General features: G+C 39.1%; 26 protein-coding genes. 25 read left to right on the top strand and 1 reads right to left on the bottom strand.

What is annotated here, in order from left to right; genetic code table 11:
- Positions 1 to 22 precede the first annotated feature (22 nt).
- From rplR to FGL90_RS01625, 23 genes are all read left to right on the top strand, one after another.
- Entirely contained in the window at positions 23 to 379 is a 357-nt protein-coding gene (gene rplR, locus FGL90_RS01735) for a 50S ribosomal protein L18 (protein WP_147656616.1), read from the top strand.
- 20 nt (positions 380 to 399) lie between these two features.
- Entirely contained in the window at positions 400 to 903 is a 504-nt protein-coding gene (gene rpsE / locus FGL90_RS01730; RefSeq protein WP_010619606.1) for a 30S ribosomal protein S5, read from the top strand.
- 14 nt (positions 904 to 917) lie between these two features.
- Positions 918 to 1,100, top strand: coding sequence for a 50S ribosomal protein L30 (rpmD, locus tag FGL90_RS01725; RefSeq protein ID WP_010619607.1), 183 nt, complete (start codon positions 918 to 920; stop codon positions 1,098 to 1,100).
- Positions 1,101 to 1,130: 30 nt separating this feature from the next.
- A complete protein-coding gene (gene rplO, locus FGL90_RS01720; RefSeq protein ID WP_010619608.1) occupies positions 1,131 to 1,568 on the top strand; it encodes a 50S ribosomal protein L15 in 438 nt (145 codons plus the stop codon).
- The gene (gene secY, locus FGL90_RS01715) at positions 1,568 to 2,881 is read left to right on the top strand and encodes a preprotein translocase subunit SecY (RefSeq protein ID WP_010619609.1); all 1,314 of its coding nucleotides are present in this window, start codon (positions 1,568 to 1,570) and stop codon (positions 2,879 to 2,881) included. Before rplO ends, secY begins: the two co-directional genes overlap by 1 nt.
- A 60-nt stretch (positions 2,882 to 2,941) precedes the next feature.
- Positions 2,942 to 3,601 carry an adenylate kinase gene (locus FGL90_RS01710; RefSeq protein ID WP_147656614.1) on the top strand — a complete coding sequence of 220 codons (660 nt, stop codon included), beginning with the start codon at positions 2,942 to 2,944 and terminating at the stop codon, positions 3,599 to 3,601.
- Between the two features lie 155 nt (positions 3,602 to 3,756).
- Positions 3,757 to 3,972 (top strand): translation initiation factor IF-1, encoded by a 216-nt coding sequence (gene infA / locus FGL90_RS01705; RefSeq protein WP_010619611.1) that lies wholly within the window; start codon positions 3,757 to 3,759, stop codon positions 3,970 to 3,972.
- A 40-nt stretch (positions 3,973 to 4,012) separates the two neighbouring features.
- Positions 4,013 to 4,132, top strand: a complete 120-nt coding sequence (rpmJ, locus tag FGL90_RS01700; protein ID WP_010619612.1) for a 50S ribosomal protein L36 — start codon at positions 4,013 to 4,015, stop codon at positions 4,130 to 4,132.
- Between the two features lie 26 nt (positions 4,133 to 4,158).
- On the top strand, positions 4,159 to 4,524 hold the full coding sequence (gene rpsM / locus FGL90_RS01695) for a 30S ribosomal protein S13 (protein WP_010619613.1): 366 nt from the start codon (positions 4,159 to 4,161) through the stop codon (positions 4,522 to 4,524).
- A 30-nt stretch (positions 4,525 to 4,554) separates the two neighbouring features.
- Positions 4,555 to 4,944, top strand: a complete 390-nt coding sequence (rpsK, locus tag FGL90_RS01690; RefSeq protein WP_010619614.1) for a 30S ribosomal protein S11 — start codon at positions 4,555 to 4,557, stop codon at positions 4,942 to 4,944.
- Positions 4,945 to 5,033: 89 nt separating this feature from the next.
- On the top strand, positions 5,034 to 5,984 hold the full coding sequence (locus tag FGL90_RS01685; protein ID WP_010619615.1) for a DNA-directed RNA polymerase subunit alpha: 951 nt from the start codon (positions 5,034 to 5,036) through the stop codon (positions 5,982 to 5,984).
- Between the two features lie 23 nt (positions 5,985 to 6,007).
- Positions 6,008 to 6,391, top strand: a complete 384-nt coding sequence (gene rplQ / locus FGL90_RS01680; protein ID WP_010619616.1) for a 50S ribosomal protein L17 — start codon at positions 6,008 to 6,010, stop codon at positions 6,389 to 6,391.
- A 233-nt stretch (positions 6,392 to 6,624) separates the two neighbouring features.
- Positions 6,625 to 7,458 carry an energy-coupling factor ABC transporter ATP-binding protein gene (locus tag FGL90_RS01675; protein WP_033445207.1) on the top strand — a complete coding sequence of 278 codons (834 nt, stop codon included), beginning with the start codon at positions 6,625 to 6,627 and terminating at the stop codon, positions 7,456 to 7,458.
- Complete coding sequence (locus FGL90_RS01670; RefSeq protein ID WP_147656613.1) at positions 7,434 to 8,312, top strand: energy-coupling factor ABC transporter ATP-binding protein; 879 nt, start codon at positions 7,434 to 7,436, stop codon at positions 8,310 to 8,312. Before FGL90_RS01675 ends, FGL90_RS01670 begins: the two co-directional genes overlap by 25 nt.
- The gene (locus tag FGL90_RS01665; RefSeq protein WP_010619619.1) at positions 8,305 to 9,099 is read left to right on the top strand and encodes an energy-coupling factor transporter transmembrane component T family protein; all 795 of its coding nucleotides are present in this window, start codon (positions 8,305 to 8,307) and stop codon (positions 9,097 to 9,099) included. Before FGL90_RS01670 ends, FGL90_RS01665 begins: the two co-directional genes overlap by 8 nt.
- A gap of 14 nt (positions 9,100 to 9,113) precedes the next feature.
- Positions 9,114 to 9,914, top strand: coding sequence for a tRNA pseudouridine(38-40) synthase TruA (gene truA / locus FGL90_RS01660; RefSeq protein WP_147656611.1), 801 nt, complete (start codon positions 9,114 to 9,116; stop codon positions 9,912 to 9,914).
- Positions 9,915 to 10,052: 138 nt separating this feature from the next.
- Positions 10,053 to 10,496, top strand: a complete 444-nt coding sequence (gene rplM, locus FGL90_RS01655) for a 50S ribosomal protein L13 (protein WP_010619621.1) — start codon at positions 10,053 to 10,055, stop codon at positions 10,494 to 10,496.
- A 13-nt stretch (positions 10,497 to 10,509) separates the two neighbouring features.
- A complete protein-coding gene (rpsI, locus tag FGL90_RS01650) occupies positions 10,510 to 10,902 on the top strand; it encodes a 30S ribosomal protein S9 (RefSeq protein ID WP_010619622.1) in 393 nt (130 codons plus the stop codon).
- Between the two features lie 342 nt (positions 10,903 to 11,244).
- On the top strand, positions 11,245 to 11,979 hold the full coding sequence (locus FGL90_RS01645) for a C40 family peptidase (protein ID WP_010619623.1): 735 nt from the start codon (positions 11,245 to 11,247) through the stop codon (positions 11,977 to 11,979).
- Between the two features lie 123 nt (positions 11,980 to 12,102).
- Positions 12,103 to 13,146, top strand: a complete 1,044-nt coding sequence (locus FGL90_RS01640) for a GH25 family lysozyme (protein ID WP_010619624.1) — start codon at positions 12,103 to 12,105, stop codon at positions 13,144 to 13,146.
- A 15-nt stretch (positions 13,147 to 13,161) separates the two neighbouring features.
- Positions 13,162 to 13,830 carry a hypothetical protein gene (locus FGL90_RS01635; protein WP_010619625.1) on the top strand — a complete coding sequence of 223 codons (669 nt, stop codon included), beginning with the start codon at positions 13,162 to 13,164 and terminating at the stop codon, positions 13,828 to 13,830.
- Between the two features lie 109 nt (positions 13,831 to 13,939).
- Positions 13,940 to 14,533, top strand: a complete 594-nt coding sequence (locus tag FGL90_RS01630; protein WP_029327528.1) for an ECF transporter S component — start codon at positions 13,940 to 13,942, stop codon at positions 14,531 to 14,533.
- 93 nt (positions 14,534 to 14,626) lie between these two features.
- Positions 14,627 to 15,679: a D-alanine--D-alanine ligase family protein gene (locus tag FGL90_RS01625; protein ID WP_010619627.1), complete on the top strand. Its 1,053-nt coding sequence runs from the start codon at positions 14,627 to 14,629 to the stop codon at positions 15,677 to 15,679.
- Between the two features lie 51 nt (positions 15,680 to 15,730).
- On the opposite strand, the gene FGL90_RS01620 is transcribed toward FGL90_RS01625, so the two are convergent.
- Positions 15,731 to 15,967, bottom strand: coding sequence for a hypothetical protein (locus FGL90_RS01620; protein WP_010619628.1), 237 nt, complete (start codon positions 15,965 to 15,967; stop codon positions 15,731 to 15,733).
- A 165-nt stretch (positions 15,968 to 16,132) separates the two neighbouring features.
- Here FGL90_RS01620 and FGL90_RS01615 point away from each other — a divergent pair, with 165 nt between their 5' ends.
- Positions 16,133 to 16,750: a glycoside hydrolase family 73 protein gene (locus tag FGL90_RS01615; RefSeq protein WP_010619629.1), complete on the top strand. Its 618-nt coding sequence runs from the start codon at positions 16,133 to 16,135 to the stop codon at positions 16,748 to 16,750.
- Between the two features lie 19 nt (positions 16,751 to 16,769).
- Positions 16,770 to 17,345, top strand: coding sequence for a xanthine phosphoribosyltransferase (locus tag FGL90_RS01610; protein ID WP_147656609.1), 576 nt, complete (start codon positions 16,770 to 16,772; stop codon positions 17,343 to 17,345).
- Positions 17,346 to 17,354: the final 9 nt, after the last annotated feature.

Here is a 17,354-nt window from a genome sequence, read left to right as displayed (position 1 = left end):
ATTAATTAAAGAGGTGACTATTTTGATTACTAAACCAGATAAGAATAAAACACGTCAAAAGCGTCATATGCGTGTTCGAAATAAAATTTCTGGTACTGCAGAGCGCCCACGCTTAAATGTATTCCGCTCAAACAAAAACATCTACGCTCAAATTATTGATGACGTAGAGGGTGTGACGCTAGTCAGTGCCTCTACTCTAGATGACGAAGTTAAAGATGGTAATAAGTCAGAACAAGCCGCAACGGTTGGTTCACTTATTGCAAAACGAGCTTCAGAGAAGAAGATTAAGAATGTCGTTTTCGATCGTGGCGGATATTTATATCATGGCCGTGTTAAAGAATTGGCTGAACAAGCTAGAGAAAACGGATTAGAATTTTAAAAAAGGAGGAATACCCGCACATGGCTAAGTTTATCGATCCCGAAAAATTGGATCTTGAAGATAATGTCGTTTCAATCAACCGAATTACAAAGGTTGTTAAAGGTGGACGTCGTTTGCGCTTTGCTGCTTTAGTTGTCGTCGGCGATCATAAAGGTCACGTTGGCTTTGGTACTGGAAAAGCTCAAGAAGTTCCAGAAGCTATTCGTAAGGCTGTTGAAGCTGCAAACAAGAACCTTATTGAAGTACCAATCGTTGGTACAACAATTCCTCATGAAATCATTGGAACTTATGATGGTGGCCGAATTCTTTTGAAGCCAGCTGAAGAAGGTTCTGGTGTTGCTGCAGGTGGTGCAGTTCGTGCCGTCATGGAACTTGCAGGAGTTGATGATGTAACTAGTAAGCGACTTGGTTCTGATACACCAATCAACGCTGTTCGTGCTACCTTTGAAGGACTTAAAAATTTAAAGAGTGCTGCAGAAGTCGCAGAGTTGCGTGGCGTTTCAGTTCAGCATCTAGCTGAGTAAGGAGGAGTTAAAGGATGGCAGATTTAAAAGTAACTTTAATTCATAGTGTTGCCCACCGTCTCCCCAAGCAACGAAAAATCGTTGAAGCTCTTGGTTTAAAACGTGTAAACCACACCGTTGTTTTAAAAAATAATGATGCAGTACGTGGTGCACTATTCAAGGTTGCACACTTAATTAAAGTAGAAGAAATTAAATAATAATTTATCAAGTTAGGAGGTGCTAAATTCATGAAATTGAACGAATTGCAAGCATCTGAGGGATCTAGAACTTTACGAACTCGTAAGGGTCGCGGTCGTTCAGCAGGCAAAGGTAAGACTTCAGGTCGTGGCCAAAAAGGGCAAAAAGCTCGTAGCAAGACACGTTTAGGTTTTGAAGGTGGACAAATGCCACTTTACCGTCGTATTCCAAAACGTGGATTTACTAACATTGGTCGTAAAGAATATGCGATTGTCAACGTTGCTACTTTAGAGGAACGTTTTGATGATGGTGCAGAAATTACACCAACTGTATTAGTTGAATCAGGCGTTATTAAGAATGAATTAAATGGTATTAAGATCTTGGGTGAAGGTGAATTAACCAAGAAGTTCACTGTTAAAGCAAGTAAATTTTCAAAGACTGCTGTTACAGCAATCGAGTCTGCTGGCGGTAAAACTGAGGTGATTTAATGCTTTCAACACTTGGAAACGCATTTAAAGTTAAGGATATTCGTAAGAAAATTCTCTTTACACTATTTGTTTTGATAGTATTTCGAATTGGTGCATATATTACTGTACCAGGAATTAATGCGAAAGCACTTCAAAGCGTCGCGTCTTCTGGATTAGTGAGCATTCTAAATACCTTTAGTGGTGGCGGATTAACCAATTATTCCATTTTTGCAATGGGAGTTTCACCTTATATTACTGCCCAAATTGTTATTCAATTACTTCAAATGGATATTGTTCCAAGATTTGTCGAATGGAGTAAGCAAGGTGAAGTTGGCCGTCGAAAGCTAAATCAAGCAACGAGATATTTAACAATTGTGCTTGCGTTTGTGCAGTCTATTGGTATTACTGCAGGGTTTAATACTTTAAGTAGTTTGAATCTTGTTGAAAATCCAGGTGTAAGAACGTACGCAACCATTGGTTTAATCTTAACGGGTGGAACCATGTTAACAACTTGGCTTGGTGACATGATCACTGATAAGGGATTAGGCAATGGTGTTTCAATGATCATTTTTGCTGGTATTATTGCTCGTATTCCAACTGGGGTACATCAAGTCTATCAACAATATTTCGTAAATGCTTCAAAGGGAACAATGTGGCAAAGTGTCATTTTTGTGATTGCTTTGATTATCATTGTTCTACTTATAGTTACTTTCGTAACCTGGGTTCAACAAGCGGATAGAAAGATACCGATTCAATATACTAGGCGTGTTTCTGGATCACCGGATAGTAGTTATCTACCGTTGAAGGTTAACGTTGCTGGAGTTATTCCGGTTATCTTTGCCAGTTCGTTTATAGCAACTCCACAAGCAGTTTTAGGAGTCTTTGCTAATAATCATTCTGAAGATACCTGGTATAAAGTCTTGACAAGTGTTTTCAATATGCAATCGACTGATGGAGCTATACTTTATACGGTTCTCATTATCTTGTTTACATTCTTTTATGCATTCGTTCAGGTTAACCCTGAAAAATTGTCTGAGAATTTACAAAAGCAGGGTAGTTATATTCCCGGCGTTTGGCCAGGAAAAGAAACGCAAAGTTACGTTTCAAGTCTGTTGATGCGACTGAGTACTGTGGGTTCGTTATTCTTAGGGTTGGTTGCTTTAATTCCTTTATTAGCACAAAACATCTGGGGTCTTGATGAATCGATTGGCTTGGGAGGCACGAGCCTACTAATTGTTGTAGGTGTCGCTATCCAAACCATTCAACAAATCGAAGGTTTAATGATGAAGCGTCAATATGTTGGATTTATCCAAGGCAGCCGTCCTACTGAATAAATAGTATTCAGTACGTAAATGCTTTAATTGCAATTTGAAATATTAGTTAGGAGAATTCTTATGGCAACTCTTAATCTCGTTTTGATGGGTCTTCCTGGCGCCGGTAAAGGCACGCAAGCTCAAAAAATTGTTGATGATTTTAACATTGTTCATATTTCCACCGGAGATATTTTTAGAAGCGCAATGAAGAATAAAACGACAATGGGTTTGAAAGCTCAAGCTTTTATTGACAAAGGTGAATTGGTTCCGGATGAAGTTACTGATGGCATTGTTAAAGAACGATTAAGTAAAGATGATGTAAATGATGGCTATATGTTGGATGGCTATCCAAGAAATTTGGAACAAGCCGACGCATTAGAATCGATTTCATCCGAACTGAAACGTGATGTGAATGCTGTTATTAACATCCATGTTGATCCAGAAGTTTTAGTTAAAAGGCTTTCTGGTAGATTTATCTGTAAGACTTGTGGTGCGACTTATCACAAGATTTACCATCTTCCTAAAGTCGAAGGCACTTGTGATGTCTGTGGTGGTCATGATTTCTACCAACGTGATGATGATAAACCCGAAACTGTTAAAAATCGCATGAATGTGAATGTCAAAATGAACACTCCGTTAGTTGATTTTTATGAAGAAAAAGGTTTGTTGTACACAGTAAATGGTGAACAAGATATCGATAAAGTCTACAAAGAAATAAAACAGATTTTGAGTAACCTGTAATTTGTAGTCCGTTCTGTTACTATAGAGCTGGAATCTTGCTTCATAGCAGGAGTTATGGTATTATTACTCGGATTATTGTTTATTTATTGACTCGCAAGAGTTCAATTTAAATAACGACACAGCGTACCAAGGTATCAATGAAGGAGGTACATTTTGTGGCTAAAGATGTCATCGAAGTTGAAGGCAAAGTCACTGAAACGTTACCTAATGCGATGTTTAGAGTTGAATTAGAAAATGGACATGAGATATTAGCACATGTTTCAGGTAAAATACGTATGCATTACATCCGTATTTTACCTGGAGATCGTGTGACTGTTGAAATGTCTCCATATGATTTAACAAAGGGCCGTATTACTTATCGTTTCAAGTAATTTTTAGACCTCGTACTGTTTAATTTAGGAGGAATTTTTCATGAAAGTAAGACCATCTGTTAAAAAGATGTGTGATCATTGCAAAGTGATCAAACGACATGGTCGAGTTATGGTAATTTGCTCAGCCAATCCAAAGCATAAGCAACGACAAGGTAAATAATTTATTAAATTGGAGGTGTATGTTTAATGGCTCGTATTGCTGGAGTTGACTTACCACGAGATAAGCGAATTGTTATTGGCTTAACTTATATTTTTGGTATCGGTCAAAAAACCTCAGAAAAGATTCTTACTGAGGCTGGAGTTTCAGAAGATGTTCGTGTTCGCGATTTAACTCCCGATCAAGAGGATAAGATTCGTACTGCTATTGACAGTTATCCTGTCGAAGGTGACTTACGTCGAGAAGTTAGTATGAATATCAAACGTCTCCAAGAAATTGGATCTTATCGTGGAATGAGGCATCGTCGTGGTTTGCCAGTTCGTGGACAACACACGAAGAATAATGCCAGAACCCGTAAAGGTAAGTCCGTTTCTGTTGCAGGACGTAAGAAATAATAAAACTATAGAAGGAGGTTTAGACTTTTTATGCCTACGAAGAAAAATTCACGTAAACGTCGTACAAAAAAGAATATTGAGTCTGGTGTAGCACATATCCACTCAACTTTTAATAATACGTTAGTTATGATTACTGATGTTCAAGGGAATGCTGTTGCATGGTCATCAGCTGGTGCCCTTGGATTTAAAGGTAGTCGAAAATCTACTCCATTTGCTGCTCAAATGGCTGCTGAGGCAGCTACAAAGGCTTCAATGGAGCATGGTATGAAGTCTGTAGAAGTTGCAGTTAAAGGTCCTGGTTCTGGTCGTGAAGCTGCAATTCGTGCACTTCAAGCTACTGGACTAGAAGTTACTGCAATTCGTGACGTTACTCCAGTTCCTCATAATGGTTCTCGTCCTCCGAAGCGCCGTCGAGTTTAGCATGAAGTTATTCTTTGATGGGGGTAAACTTCATGAGGAGATTGACTTTATTGTTACTAAACGCGGTTTGAAAGGGGTAAAAGATAAGAATGATTGAATTTGAAAAGCCTAATATTCACAAGATTGATGAATCCGATAATTACGGTAAGTTTGTCGTTGAACCTTTAGAGAGGGGATACGGTACAACACTTGGCAACTCACTACGTCGTATTTTATTATCTTCCTTACCAGGAGCAGCAGTGACTAGTATTCAAATTGATGGTGTTTTACATGAATTCTCCTCAATTGAGGGAATTGTGGAAGACGTTACTCAGATTATTTTGAATGTAAAGAAGATTTCATTGAAGCTCGAAGGTGCGGATGACGAAGTTGAAACGCTTGAGGTTAACGTAAAGGGTCCAGCACAAGTAACCGCTGGTGATATCACAGCTGATAGTGATGTAACTGTTTTAAATCCAGATCTTTACATTGCAACAGTTGCAGAAGGCGCTACTTTCCATATGCGAATGACTGCAAATAAGGGTCGCGGGTATGTTTCCGCTGATCAAAATAAGGTCAGAGATGAGGATATGCCAATTGGTGTCTTACCGATTGATTCAATCTATACCCCAATTGAACGTGTTAACTACCAAGTAGAAAATACACGTGTTGGACACAAATCAGATTATGATAAGTTAACGCTTGATGTTTGGACTGATGGTTCAATTAATCCTAGTGAGTCTATTAGTTTAGCTGCCAAGATTTTAATGGAACATCTAGACATGTTTGTCAACTTAACTGATGAAGCCAAGAATGCGGAAATTATGGTTGAAAAAGAAGAGACACACAAAGAGAAAATGCTTGAGATGACTATTGAAGAGCTTGATCTTTCTGTTCGTTCTTACAACTGTTTGAAACGTGCTGGAATTAACACTGTCCAGGAATTAAATGATAAATCTGAGGCAGATATGATGAAGGTTCGTAATCTTGGTCGTAAATCATTAGAAGAAGTAAAAGCAAAGTTGGCAGATCTAGGTTTGTCTTTGCGTAAAGAAGACTAACAAATAAAGGAGGGTATCTATTCATGAGTTACCGGAAATTACAACGTACTAGTTCACAACGGCGTGCATTGCTTCGTGATCTTACTACTGATCTTTTAGTTAATGGTCAAATTAAGACCACAGAAGCTCGCGCTAAAGAAGTTCGTTCAACTACCGATAAAATGATTACACTTGGCAAGCGTGGCGATTTACACGCACGTAGACAAGCTGCTTCATTTGTACGCGATGTTGTTGCGGATGTAAACGAAGATGGCGATGATATTAAAGTAACGACTGCATTACAAAAGCTTTTTGGTGAATTAGCACCAAAATATGCAGACCGTAATGGTGGTTATACACGTATCTTGAAGACCATGCCTCGTCGTGGAGACGGAGCACAAATGGTTGTTTTACAACTGGTTGATTAATTAGTTAAACAGCTTACTTGTAATACGGTTATTTATGAAATCACTCAAATTTAGGTATAGAGCGTTATGATGATGGAATCTTCTTCCGAGTCTAGCTTGAATGGGGATCATCCTCGCACCTACTTTTGTAAGTGATTTTTTTTTGCAATTATACGAATTAATAGGTTTGCACTTAAAATATTGGTATAATTGCAAAAGAATATATTCATACTTTCATGAACGGACTTGGTGACATGGGAATTATTGACGTGAATCATTTAAAATTTAAATATTCAGAGGAACTACCTGAAATATTAAAAGATATTACATTTAATGTGCAACAGGGAGAATGGCTAGCTATTGTTGGTCATAACGGCAGTGGTAAAAGTACTTTAGCTAAACTTGTTGATGGTCTGCTGGAACCTGAGAGTGGCGAAATTAAAATTTTGGGTGAAACATTAACTGATAATAATGTTTGGCAGTTACGTGAAAATATTGGCTTAGTATTTCAAAATCCCGACAATCAATTTGTTGGAGCAACAGTTGCAGATGATGTTGCATTTGGTATGGAAAATCGAGCCTTTAAGAGAGAAACTATGCAGAGTCGGGTCAAAGATGCATTAAGTCAGGTTGGTATGACTGGGTTTGAAGCTAGAGAGCCAGGCTCATTATCTGGTGGTCAAAAACAACGAGTCGCTATTGCTGGTATAATTGCGGTTTTACCAAAAATCCTTATATTGGATGAGGCAACCAGTATGTTAGATCCAAAGGGCAGAGAAGAAATTTTAAAAATCATTCGGAAACTTAAAGACGAACATGATCTAACGGTTATTTCGATAACTCACGATATTGAAGAGGCTTCTCATGCAAATCGGGTTCTTGTCATTAATGATGGAGTCATAGTTGAAGAGGGCACACCGGAAAATATTTTTGAAAAAGAAAATGAATTACTGAATATTGGTTTAGATATTCCGTATTCAGCACGGCTAAAGCGTTCTCTCAAGGCATTAGGGGTGAGCGTACCGGATGGCTACTTGAATGATAAGGAGATGTCAGACTGGCTATGTCAATCACGTTTAACAAAGTAAATTACTTTTATCAAATGAACTCACCGTTTCAGCATCAAGCCTTACATGATATTAACCTTGAAATTAAAGATCATTCATTTACTGCAATCATTGGTCATACTGGAAGTGGAAAATCGACACTTGTACAACAAATGAATGCACTATTGAAGCCAAGCACAGGTTTCATTGATGTTGATGGGAGACAAATCACAGCTGATACAAGTAATAAAAATTTAAAAGTATTGCGACAGCACGTGGGAATGGTTTTTCAATTTCCAGAAAATCAACTTTTCGAAGAAACTGTCAAAAAAGACGTGATGTTTGGTCCATTAAATTTTGGAATGGGCGAAGCGAAGGCTGAAGCTCAGGCAATCAAATTAGTGAAAGAAGTAGGGCTAGACAGCGATATTTTGGAGAGATCGCCATTCGAATTATCCGGAGGTCAAATGAGGAGGGTTGCAATAGCAGGTGTTTTAGCTTCCGATCCTCAAACCCTCATTTTAGACGAACCAACGGCTGGTTTAGATCCTCGTGGTCGAAATGAAATTATGGAACTGGTGCAGAAACTACATCAGGAACAGGGAAAAACAATTATTTTGGTAACCCATCAAATGGAAGATGTCGCTAAATACGCTGATCAAGTCATTGTGATGGATGAGGGTCAAGTTGAAAAGATTGGATCACCACAAGAAGTATTTAGTAATATTGAATGGCTTCAGAAACATCATTTGGAATTACCGCAAACAACTCAATTTGCAATTTCTATGCAAAAAAAGGGGTTCTCTTTTCCTGATCACTTGCCTTTAAATGAAGATGAACTTGCAATTGAGTTGGCAAAACAGATTGACGTAGAGGGGAGCGGCGAGCTTGGATAAATTTATTTTTGGTCGCTTCATTCCTGGAGAATCCTGGGTTCACAAAATGGATCCGCGCGCTAAACTATTAATTAGTTTTTTCTTTATATTGTTGGTTTTTTTTGCTAACAATGTGATGAGTTATGTGCTAGTTTTCGCCGTTTTGATTTCTTCAATTTTACTGTCAGGAGTCTCCCTTGGATTTTTTATCAAGGGAATTCGCCCACTACTCTGGCTAATGGTGTTCACCGTTATTATTCAGATTTTATTTGGCGCTGGTGGCCATGTTTATTGGTCGTGGGGGTGGATATCAATCACGCAGCAAGGTGTTATCAGCGCGGTTTATATTCTTTTGAGGTTTTTAGCAATTATTATGATGTCTACCCTTTTAACTTTAACGACGCAGCCGCTACAAATTGCAGATGGGGTGGAAGAGTTACTGAAGCCACTAAAAAAGATTCATTTTCCTGTTGAAACGCTGGCGCTAATGCTTTCTTTAGCATTAAGATTTGTGCCAACCTTAATGGATGAAGCGACTAAAATTATGGATGCACAGCGCGCTCGAGGCGTGGATTTTGGAAGCGGTGGAGTAAAGCAACAAGTAAAAACGGTGGTTCCACTATTAATTCCATTATTTGTGAGTGCCTTTAATCGTGCCTCTGACATTGCCATTGCAATGGAGGCCCGAGGCTATAAGGACGGACTAAATCGAACAAAATATAGAGAATTAAGATGGCGAAAACAAGATTCAATCAGTGGGCTCATTTATGTTGTGGCAGGTGTCGTTTTACTATTTATTAGAAATTAGAAACGAGGAAGTTCATGGGAGTACGTTACAAAATAATATTGGCATATGATGGTACAAACTTTGCTGGTTTTCAACGGCAACCGAATACTAGAACCGTTGAAGGTGAATTAACTAAAGTAGTAAATATGATGGCAAAAAAGCCTCAGCCACCACTTCAAGTGTATGGTTCAGGTAGAACAGATGCAGGAGTCCATGCATTGGGGCAGGTCGTCCATTTTGATTTTCCATTTGATATTGAAGCTGATAATATGAGAAAAGGCTTGAATAGCATGTTAGCAGTCGATATGGAAGTGTTACGTGTCGAAAAGGTTTCAAGCACTTTTCATGCTCGATATGATGTCTCGGGAAAACGATATATGTATCGGATTGATTTGGGCGAATTTAGAAATCCGTTTAAACGAAATTATTGTGGTCATTGGAAATTTCCATTTGATATTGAAAAGATTGAATTAGCATTGGGGGATCTCATTGGCGAACACGATTTTACAAGTTTTGTCGCCTCTGGGTCAACGGCTAGAAGCAATGTTAGGACAATTTATGAAGCGACAGTTAAGCAAAATAAAGATGATAATGAACTTATTTTTGAGTTCTATGGAAACGGGTTTTTATATAACCAAATCCGAATCATGGTTGGGGTCCTAATTGAAATTGGATCTGGAACTAGACCGGTGCATGATATTCAGCGACTTTATGAGCTTGGCGACAGAAGAAATGCCAGACGAACGGTTTCTGCGAGTGGATTATATTTAAAGCATGTTTATTATGAGGGAGAAGATCCTGAGCATCCGACCAAGTTACCAAAATATCAAAGGTAGATTGAGCTAAAATGTTAGAAATTTTCATTGACTTTATGGTGAATTATTTGTATCATTGTAGCTGGTATTGTTTGCCCCACGATAAGCCCCGGAAACTTGTTAGGTGTCAAACAAACACAGAATATGGAGGAATTTAACGTGCGTACAACATATATGGCTAAATCAGGTGACGTAGATCGCAAATGGTATGTAGTAGACGCAACAGATATCCCATTGGGACGTCTTTCAACAGTTGTGGCTTCTATCTTACGCGGCAAAAATAAACCAACGTTCACCCCTAATGTGGATACAGGTGATAACGTAATAGTTATTAATGCAGAAAAGGTGGCTTTAACTGGTAAGAAAGCTACTGGTAAGATTTACTACCATCATACGAACCATCCTGGTGGTTTAAAGCAACGCACCGCTGGTGATTTTAGAGCAAAGGAACCTGAGAAGTTAATTGAAACTTCTGTTAAGGGAATGCTTCCTCATACTTCATTAGGTCACCAAATCGGCATGAAGCTTCACGTTTATGCAGGAACTGAACATAAGCATGAAGCACAAAAACCAGAAGCTTTGGACATTACGAACCTAATCTAAGGAGGAAACTGAATTGGCTCAAGTACAATATCGCGGCACAGGCCGTCGTAAAAACTCAGTAGCACGAGTACGTTTAGTACCTGGTACTGGTAAAATCATCATGAACAACAAAGATATCACTGAATACATCCCATTCGGTAACTTGCGTGAAGTTGTCGTTCAACCATTTAACGTTACTGAAACGTTAGGTAACTACGACACACTTGTTAACGTCAATGGTGGTGGATTCTCAGGTCAAGCTGGCGCTACCCGTCATGGTATCGCCCGTGCATTACTTGAAGTAGATCCAGATTTTCGTGGACCACTAAAGCGTGCAGGTCTCTTGACTCGTGATGCTCGTATGAAAGAACGTAAGAAGCCGGGTCTTAAGAAAGCTCGTAAGGCAGGACAATTCTCAAAGCGTTAATATTAATAATCTATCAATGCTTGAAAGCACTTCACAAATTTGTGGAGTGTTTTTTGGTTTCAGTCAGAAACTTACTATCAGCTTACTTTGAAAAGATTAAGTTTTTCAAAGTAAGGATAATATCGAAAGAAATGTTACATTTGGTCATTTTCGGTAATACTTTAAGAAAGCGTCAATCCTGTTTGTATAAAGGGCTGACGTCTTTTCTTTAATGTCAATTTACAATTTTCCGAGAATCATGTGACAAATAACACTATTTTCAAAATTTGACATTTTTAGGTAAATATTCTGACACTCTTTAAGCGTAATATGATCTGCATAAACTAAAAGAGGAAGTGCTTGATGATGCATCACATAAGTAAGTTGAAATTAAGTATTATTGCAATCCTAAGTGTCCTATTTTTTATGGTAAGCATGACGGTTAAGGCGGACGCCGCCACCACTGAAGTTAGTGAAAGTAGCATGACTGCAACCGCCTATGTTCGTCGTTCAAGTACCGGATGGATGTATGATCTTTCAGTAAAAGATAAACAGGTGACATTTGGCGCCAAAACGCATTATTTATCAAATTATCCAAACACGACTTGGATGGTTACCAAAAAGATGTACGTAAAGAAATCTGACGGAGTGACATATCTCTATTATTACGTGACAAACGTGTCAGGAAGCGTGCATGGTTGGATTTGGCATGGCTATTTGAAGGCTGGAGCTTCCTATGAAACCCTGTACGGTGTAGCAAAAGCTCAATTAGGCAAACCATATAGTTATGGTGGAAATGGACCGAGTGCTTTTGATTGCTCTGGACTTACCTCGTACGTTTTTAAGAAGGCCATGAATAAGACGCTAGTACGAACTGCTCAGTCTCAATATAATACGTATCAGCATGTAAGTAGTTCGAATATTAAAAAGGGTGATTTAGTTTTCTTCGGCTCTTCTAAGTCAAGCGTGACCCATACAGGTATTTACATAGGAAGTGGGAAGATGCTAGATGCGCAAAATAATGGCGTTATCACTGAAAAAATTGCAGCACCTTGGTGGAACCTTGTGGGATACGCGAGACCAGCAACCATTTCGTAATTAAAATAGAAAGCGTGATAATTTATGATATCCAGTGTAAAAATTGCGGGGGAAAAACGCATACTTTGGAGGTTATTCATTATTATCGCTTTATGTTTCAGCTTTATTCAATTGAAGAGCGTTGTGGCTGAGGCCAGTGTTGGAACTTCCATTCCCGATTTGTCCGAATGGCAGGGAAAATTGACAGCAACGGAAGTACAGAACCTAAAAAAGACCGTTCCGTTTATCATTTTACGGGTACAGTATGGTAGTGATTATAAGGACGTTGATTTTGCAAATAACGCGGCACTTTGTGAGAAGTACGGTTTGAAATATGGCGTGTACTCTTTTAGTCAATACTTAAGTACAGCCGACGCTAAAACAGAGGCAAAGGATTTGTATAGTCGGGCGCCAGATGCTGCTTTCTATGTAAATGATTATGAAGATCAAACAGTCACTAGTGGGACGACCAACAGTGCGACCTCTGCTTGGTACACTGCGTTGAGGGCCAAGGTTCCGCACAAACGAATTCTTTTCTATTCATATGCAAGTTTTACAAATTCATATGCTGCAACGGCGATGAAAAAATATGATGGGTACTGGTTGGCTGCATACACGAGTAGTCAACCGACTGTTGCCCATGATCTATGGCAGTATACGGATGATTGGTATGCTTCTGCGCTTAGTCAAGATGTTGATGCTAGTGTTAAGCACTCGCAAAATACAAGCTGGTTTTTATCCTCACGTGCAATCAGCTATAACAAAATTGTAACGACAGCCAAAAAAGGATATACAATTTGGAAATCATTGGCTTTCACTTCTAAAAATGGGACAACTGTCGTTGGAAAAAATTACACCGCAAAGTATTACTATGACCACTACAATGGGTCTACTTACTATTCTCTTTATGGTAAGAATGGTAAATGGGTTGGTTATGCTAATAAGAGCGCGATGAGCGTTATGTCTGCAACATCATATGGTCACCAGGCTACGATTGAAAAATTGGGATACAGTCTTTGGAATAATTTCTTGTGGGCGAAGGCTAAGTATAGCTCAACGGCGCTAATAGGAAAGACGTACACCATTAAGTATAAGTATACTTGTGGTAACGGTCGCGTCTATTATTCCTTGTACGATGGGAATACCTGGATGGGCTATATTAACGCCAATGCAGTCTCAGTAAGCTAGAAAGGATTGGCAAAGATGAAAAAAGTTAATAAATGGCGAGTATTATCTATCCTTGGAACGCTAATAGGGTTATTGGTGGTTGGGTTGTTATTTATCCAACTAAATCAGTTAACTGCTGTCAGTGGAAGTTCCGCTACTTCTACCAAACAGTTGTCCATCCCGAATGCCATTTCTACTGGACATGATACTGCTAAGGCGGTAAAGGTTTCTGGGAGTGCCAAGAATGCAAAAGTTTCGTATCGGCAAACGGGCTCTTCAGCCAATGTTGCAACGTATCAGGTTAAGACGGCTAACTCGACACAGGCTGCAAATGCTGTTTTACCTTCACAATCAAGCGAAGGAGAACCGGTTACGTTGAGTGATGGGACGACGGCTACTGAACAAGGGGTAATGGGCCATATCATGGTGACCTGGAAACAAAAGAATTGGCAGGTTACCTCTATTAGTGATACAGCGCAACTGAGTGGGACAACGCCCACCGCCAATGCGTTGAAATCAAAGAACCAGTTAAAGCAACAAAAAATAACGACCCAACCAGTGTCAAAGGGTTCTGCTGTTATCTACGCTTCAGGGCAAGATGCGCCTATGAATAATATTAGCTGGAGAATAAAGACGAAAGTTCAATCGGTTAAAGCACAAGAAGCTGATCAAACAGTCAAAATTGCAAAAGAGGCACTTGGTTAGAATGAAGCCCTGGGAAAACTCCCAGGGCTTTTTATGATGATTCTTAAAAAATATAAACTAGGGAGAATATGCTATAATCTAGGCACATAACTTATCCTAGTAGGTGATTATTATTAAGCAAAATCGGGCATATGAAATCAGTATCTTAGCGTTGTTCATCGCAATTGTTATTATTCAGAATGTGGTTCCAATTCTTGGCTATATTCCAATTGGACCATTAAGCCTAGTTACGATTCACGTGACAGTTTCTATTGCTGCAATTATTTTAGGAACGAAAAATGGTGCGATTGTCGGCGGTGTTTGGGGATTAACGGCATGGGTACGCGCATTTGCCTGGCCAACTAGTCCAATGGCGGTTTACGTGATGGTCAACCCGCTGATTTCAGTTCTACCAAGAATTATGGTAGGCGTCGTCGCTGGCCTCTTATTCCACTATTTATATAAACGATTTAATAATCAATTAGCGATGGCACTGTCAGGACTGGCAGGTGCACTGGTTAACACAATTTTAGTGCTCGGTTTTATTTTTATTTTTTATCAATTTGGGGGTATTCCACTAACCAAATTACACATTAATGCGTTAATGCCCTATTTGTTAGGCGTAATTGCGACAAATGGAATTCCGGAAGCTATTATGGCAGCCGTATTGGTGCCGTTAATTGCAACTCCTCTAATGCGTTTTAGAAAAAGTGTTAAGAAATAAGGAAATTTCTGTGAGGATTTTTGGTATTAATTGAAATCGCTGAAATTCCATGATAAGCTTAAGTTTCTAAAACAATTCGGAGGATTTGAGACTATGAAGATTGTAGTTTTAGCTGGAGGACGCAGCTCAGAACGAAACGTTTCTTTGTCATCAAGCGCAAAAGTCGCTAACGCTTTAAGAAGTAAGGGACATCAAGTTGCAATGATTGATTTATTCTTAGGAATTGATCTTGATTACGTGAGGGATGTAGAGGACTTATTTACGGACCAGCAACAAGATGTTGATTTAGATATCAGCGATGAGGTATTAACGGATGACGATATTAATGCGTTACGTTCAGATGGTTCTAAACAATTATTTGGACCAAACGTGTTGAAAGTTATCTCCCATGCAAACATGGTCTACATTGGCCTGCACGGTGAAGACGGCGAAAATGGGAAAGTTCAAGCAGTTCTAGATTTAAATAACATTCCATATGCAGGAAGCGGTCCATTAGCTTCTGGAATTGCAATGGATAAGAATATTTCTAAACAAGTAATGATGTATAACCATATTCAAACTGCAAAATTCATCACGATTTATAAGGATCATCCCAAGTACGAAATACCATTTGATTTTCCAGTAGTTGTGAAGCCCTCTAACGGCGGCTCAAGCATTGGAACTCGAATTGTTGAATCTCAAGATGAGATTGAAGAAGCAGTTAATGACGGGTTTCGATTTGATACTGAAGTTATCGTTGAGGAATTCATAAAGGGTCGCGAATTCTCGCTGGGAGTTGTGAACGGGAAGGCATTACCAGCAATTGAAATTAGCGTCAATGATGGTTGGTATGATTTCAAGCATAAGTTCCAAAGTGACACCACAACGCAATTCCAGACGCCACCTGACATTCCTGAAGAAGTTCACGATGAGATGAAGGCAATTGCACTAAAGACCTTTAGAGTGCTTAAAATGGCTAATTACGGACGGGTCGACTTTTTATGGAACGATAATGGTCTCTATGTGATTGAGGCGAATTCTCTACCAGGGATGACACCACTATCCTTATTACCACAAGAAGCCGAAGCGGCTGGTATTAGCTACGAAGATTTGTGTAACGATATCATCATGGGGCAAGTTAAAGCGCTTGGATTAAATTTTAAATAAAAAAACACTTGGTAAATGGGGGAATTACCCTAATTTACCAAGTGTTTTTAATTACTTTTCTTCATCTTCGGAAGAATCGTCAGCTTCTGGATCAACCTCTGGCTGAGGAGCGGCCTTGATGAGTGTTAGCTTTTTATTGTTGATTACGACACGGTCGTGATACTTATCCACGATTTCTGGATTGTCTGCTTTAAATGTGACCATATAAGAGTTTTGATAAGCTTTATCGATAAATCCAGTAAATGATTCACCATCAAGCTTAAAAGAAACTTCATCACCAATGTTCATTCAATTCCATCTCCCAATTTTTAATCATCGCTCTGTAATGTAACTGAATTGGCGATTTTTGTCAATTAATGTGCTGCAAATTTTTGGTAAAAATAAAAAGGGCATTGTCAATGACTTCGGTTATCGGTTAAACTGAAGAAAACAATGAGGAAGGATCAATCATTCTTGACCAAAAAACGAAAACGTCGGCAAGATAAGACGTGGCAGAAGCTGCTACTACTCATCATTTTCCTGGGCATGGTTGCTCTTTTTGGAAACCACTTACTCTCGCTTCGTGAACCGCACGTGCAGGTTACATCAGTGAAAACAACAAGCCAACACCAGCGATTTATTGAAGAAAAGGCGAAGCAAGCTCAAAAATTGCAGAAGCAATACAATGTTTTAGCAAGCATTACCCTGAGCCAGGCAATTTTAGAATCGGATTGGGGTAATAGTACCCTGGCATCGCAATACCATAATCTGTTTGGAATTAAAGCAAGTTCAAAACAGGTTGGAAAAGTTTTGGCAACGCAAGAGTATTACGATGGCAAATGGGTCACCATTAAAGCCAAATTTCGTCGCTTCAGCAGTGATGAGGAGTCAATGGTTGCTCACGCCAAGCTTTTTGTTAATGGAACGGATTGGAATTCCAGTCAGTATCATTCAGTATTAGAGGCTACAAACTATAAGCAAGCTGCAAAGGCGTTATATAAGGACGGTTACGCAACAGATCCAAATTATCCTGAAAAGTTGATAACGCTAATAAAACGCTATCGACTGGATCGCTACGATCAAAGTTACTAAAATTTATGGAGGTATTTCAATGAAGCTGCTCGAAGATATGATTCGCAAAAATGGGACTGTCCTACCCGGGGAAGTTCTAAAGGTGGATAATTTTTTAAATCATCAAGTTGATCCAAAATTAATGTACGAATTAGGTGGCGAATTTAAACGTCTCTTTAAGGATGAAGGAATTACCCGAATTTTAACGGTTGAATCGTCAGGAATTGCGCCCGCAGTCATGACCGGCTTACAGATGGATGTTCCAGTTGTGTTTGCCCGAAAGCATAAATCATTAACGCTCATTGATAATCTGTATACAGCAACCGTGTACTCGTATACGAAACAAGTTAGCAACAAAATTAGCGTTGACAAGCGTTTCATTTTACCAAATGATCGCGTCCTAATTATCGACGACTTTTTGGCAAACGGACAAGCGGTCCAAGGACTTTTAGAAATTGCATCAGCTGCTAAAGTTGAAGTTGCCGGTGTCGGTGTCGTTATTGAAAAGAGTTTTCAAAAGGGCCGTAAAATGCTTGAAGAAACAGGTATTCATGTTGAAGCTCTTGCAAGAATAGCATCACTTGCGAATAATGAAGTGACGTTTGTTCAGGACTAAGTCATTTAT

The sequence above is a fragment of the Secundilactobacillus malefermentans genome, assembly GCF_008033155.1.
Lineage (GTDB): Bacteria > Bacillota > Bacilli > Lactobacillales > Lactobacillaceae > Secundilactobacillus > Secundilactobacillus malefermentans.
The sequence above is the reverse complement of the archived record's forward strand: the minus strand, read 5'-3'. Positions and strand labels throughout refer to the sequence as shown.